Origin of the sequence: Moorena sp. SIO3H5 (assembly GCF_010692395.1) — a bacterium.
Lineage (GTDB): Bacteria > Cyanobacteriota > Cyanobacteriia > Cyanobacteriales > Coleofasciculaceae > Moorena.
This window is the reverse complement of sequence record NZ_JAAHHS010000603.1, coordinates 1-3,399: the sequence shown is the minus strand read 5'-3', so window position 1 is coordinate 3,399 and position 3,399 is coordinate 1. Positions and strand designations below refer to the sequence as shown.

Annotated in this window: 5 protein-coding genes; 2 read left to right on the top strand and 3 right to left on the bottom strand. The window is 45.6% G+C overall.

What is annotated here, in order from left to right; translation table 11 throughout:
• From F6K52_RS34255 to F6K52_RS34245, 3 genes are all read right to left on the bottom strand, one after another.
• Positions 1-461: HEAT repeat domain-containing protein (locus F6K52_RS34255; RefSeq protein WP_293089354.1), on the bottom strand; the 461-nt coding region annotated here is incomplete at its 3' end.
• A gap of 29 nt (positions 462-490) precedes the next feature.
• The gene (locus F6K52_RS34250) at positions 491-721 is read right to left on the bottom strand and encodes an acetyltransferase (RefSeq protein ID WP_293089352.1); all 231 of its coding nucleotides are present in this window, start codon (positions 719-721) and stop codon (positions 491-493) included.
• Positions 722-882: 161 nt separating this feature from the next.
• Positions 883-1,740, bottom strand: a complete 858-nt coding sequence (locus F6K52_RS34245; RefSeq protein WP_293089350.1) for a pentapeptide repeat-containing protein — start codon at positions 1,738-1,740, stop codon at positions 883-885.
• 188 nt (positions 1,741-1,928) lie between these two features.
• Between F6K52_RS34245 and F6K52_RS34240 the strand changes: the two genes are divergently transcribed.
• The gene (locus F6K52_RS34240) at positions 1,929-2,522 is read left to right on the top strand and encodes a phycobiliprotein lyase (protein ID WP_293089348.1); all 594 of its coding nucleotides are present in this window, start codon (positions 1,929-1,931) and stop codon (positions 2,520-2,522) included.
• 101 nt (positions 2,523-2,623) lie between these two features.
• Positions 2,624-3,399: filamentous hemagglutinin N-terminal domain-containing protein (locus F6K52_RS34235; RefSeq protein WP_293089346.1), on the top strand; the 776-nt coding region annotated here is incomplete at its 3' end.

Here is a 3,399-nt window from a genome sequence, read left to right as displayed (position 1 = left end):
GCCCAAGAGGCATGACCTTTGGCAGATTGGGGATAATCTGCTGATTCCAACACCTCAATCAACTTTGGAACAGCCGCTTCTCCCATTCTGGCTAAGGCTCCAGCCGATGAACTCTTGACCACTGTATCCTCATCATTTAACAAAGCATTGATCAGGGTAGGAACCGCCTGGGGATCCCTGATTTTTGCTAAAGCCTTGCCACAGGACCTGCGCACCACCGGGTTTGGGTGATTGGCTAGTGCTTCAAGCAAGAACGGAGTAGCTCCCTGACCAATTTTGCCGAAGGCTTCCACGAATCCCAGTCTGACCATCCCCCGACTATCAGCTAGGGATTCAACCATCTTTTTTAACTGTTGTGGATTAGTAATATCAACGTTTCCTTCAGCAAGTTGGCTATTGACATCAGCCAGAAAACGGTCAGTTTCAGAGGGAGCTGGCGGTTGAGTTTCCGATGTAACCATGGATGATTAAGTTGCTTGAGTCAGTTGCTTCAGGATGATGGCAAGGAGGATTGCTGGGGGCGGAGATTTTCCAGAGCAGCGTCAATCTTAACAATTTCGGGGTGGTTCTTGATATGCTCCATGGCCGCTTTTTTGGGCAATTTAACCTTCTGGGCCATTTTCATCACATCATTAACCAGTCTTTCCCGATATTTCTCTAGTTCAGTAATAACTTCCTCAATTTCTGCCGGTGATGGCTGGGCTTCTTGAATCTCAGACATTTTGGTAACGCTCTTAAATGGTGATTAATTATTATATAATCAGGTTACAGGTTTCAAGTTACAAGTTTCAAGTTACAGGTTATAGGTTACAGGTTACAGGTTACAGGTTACAGGTTACAGGTTTAACCTTAGCCAATAGGCCACGCTTGGGCGTTCAACCTTCAACTACGATCACTGGCTCCTAAACTTTCCCGAGTATTGCTTCGAGTATAGGGATTCCAGGTGTCTAGATCCTTAAATGGTTGATTCAAAAGCATCGAACGGGTGGCTTCACTGATGCCTTGAGCCATAGTAAAGTCAGCGCCAGCAATATTTTGTACATGGTTTAAATCTGCTCCAGTCAGGTCGGCTCCTCGCAAATCCGCTCCCTCCAGCTCCACTCCACTCATACGGGCATTGCGCAAGCAAGCCCCGGTCAGCAAAGCCTTCCGTAAGTTGGATCCACTCAAGGCAGCATCCTGCAAATTAGCACCAGTTAAATCCGCTCCGCTGAGATAACCTCCTATTACTCTAATCCCTTGCAAGTCAACTCCCCTGAGATTAGCAGTATTGAGAAAAGCACCATTGAGATTAGCACCAGGTCCAACAGCCCCAGAACTTTTGTAGCGAAATCCTTCTGGCCAATTGGTTTCCCGGTCATACAGGGCTACTTGTAGGTTGGTTTCATTCAAGTTAGCCATGGTCAAATTTGCTTTTCTTAAATCCGCCCGGTTTACATAAGCCCCTTCTAAATCAGCGCCAGTCAGGTCAGCGCCAGTGAGATCAGCTCCCCTGAGATCAGCTCCCCTCAGATTCGCTTCCCGCAAAATTGCCTGACTAAGATTAGCGCCAGTCAGGGTAGCTTGGCTCAAATTAGCTTTATGTAGGTTAGCACCAGTGAGGTTAACCTGGTACAAGTCTCTCTGACTCCAATCGATGCCCTCAAGATTAGCATCAGAGATATAGTCTCCGGCTTGGAACCGTTTTAAGATATCCATAGCTTGGTTGTTAGTGCGATCGCTTAACCGAGTTTGACTCATGGTAATTACTGAACTCTACCTGGAACTGCCAAGGTTAGTCTACCGTTGTGCTGGCAACACAGGATGTTAAAAACCATTACCACCAGGGTAGGGAGTAGGCTAGAGACACCAAATGATAGTACCCTAGCCTAAACTATATAGATTAATCATCTCTATCCGTATACCACTATCTGGAGGTTTAAGCAAAAATGCGACTCAAGCCACCCATGACCATGATGGACTTCTTTCGTAAAAGCGAGGGCAAGTGGTTTACTCAACGCACAGTTCATCACTTTGATAACGCTGCCGATGAATCCGGAGAATCCAATCTGATTGTTCAAGTCATCGAAAAAGATAACCCTAAAGTCCAAACCGTGTGTGACCTCCAAAATATTGACCCAAGCCAGGCGATGGGGGGAGCGAGCTTTATGTGGCAAATCAATTTAGATGACCGGGAACCAAATTCCAAATATGCGGCAATTCTGATTGATGTTCCAGATGATGAAACTCAGCTTAGTGGTAAATTGATTCGAGACCAGGGCTATGTGGAAAGTATTCCGGTAGTGAGTCGGTATTGGTTTGGCAAAGACGGCATTCTCACCATTGATACCAATTACCAGAATAATCAGGGTCAAGAACGTTGTTGGTTTGTCACCGATGATTTTCGTGTGCGAGTCAGCACTGTGCGCATGATGAATGGTGTCAATCTCATGACCTATTGCTCTGAACGCCGCTGTGTTTCTAGGGAAATGCTAGAGCAAATGATTGAAACTAATCGCGCTAGAGCTATGGCGGCGCAATAATAATTAACTCATTAAAACTTCATTATCTCATCAAAATAATTCAACTCGGAGCATATTTGCTTAGATTACTCCTAAGTTTACCTATAGGAGGCTAAGTAAACATGAAAATAGTGCGATCGCTAGTAATTTCTGGTGCTATAAGTCTGAGTGGATACTATGGGATTACTCATTCAGTAAATCCCGCTCTGGCTCAGATTGTTCCGGATAATACCTTGGGGGATAATCAAACTCTAGTTAAACCAAATGTAGAGGTTAAAGGACTTCCCGCTGAGTTGATTGAAGGTGGAGCAACCAGAGGGGATAACCTATTCCATAGCTTTTCTGATTTTAATGTTGGGGACTTGCAGCGGGTTTACTTTGCCAATCCCGCTGGCATCAATAATATTCTCAGCCGGGTAACTGGTAGTAACATCTCCAAGATTTTCGGCACCCTAGGAGTAGATGGTAGCGCCAACTTGTTTTTGCTCAATCCTAATGGTATTGTTTTTGGAGCCAATTCCCAATTAGATGTAGCCGGTTCCTTTGTCGGAAGTACCGCTAATAGTATAGTTTTTGGTAATGGCACCGAGTTTAGTGCTACCAATCCCGAAGAGCCGCCCCTTTTAACCATTAACATTACTCCCGGATTGCAGTATGGCCAGAATCCGCCTCAGCCAATCGTAAATGCTGGCAATTTAGCTGTGGGAGAGGGACAGAATCTCACCTTAGTCGGTGGGAGTGTGATTAACACTGGGCAAATCCTAGCACCAGGGGGTGAGATTAATCTAGTAGCGGTTCCTCGTGAAACCTTAGTCCAATTGGGGCAAGCTGGAGAGATTTTGACAGTATCCACCCCAACGGTGCCATTAACACCATCCGATCCGGCCTCTGTCACAGA

Excerpts from the sequence above, each read along its gene's own strand:
- F6K52_RS34240 (WP_293089348.1), top strand. The coding sequence starts at position 1,929 with ATGCGACTCAAGCCACCCATGACCATGATGGACTTCTTTCGTAAAAGC.
- F6K52_RS34250 (WP_293089352.1), bottom strand. The coding sequence starts at position 721 with ATGTCTGAGATTCAAGAAGCCCAGCCATCACCGGCAGAAATTGAGGAA.
- F6K52_RS34245 (WP_293089350.1), bottom strand. The coding sequence starts at position 1,740 with ATGAGTCAAACTCGGTTAAGCGATCGCACTAACAACCAAGCTATGGAT.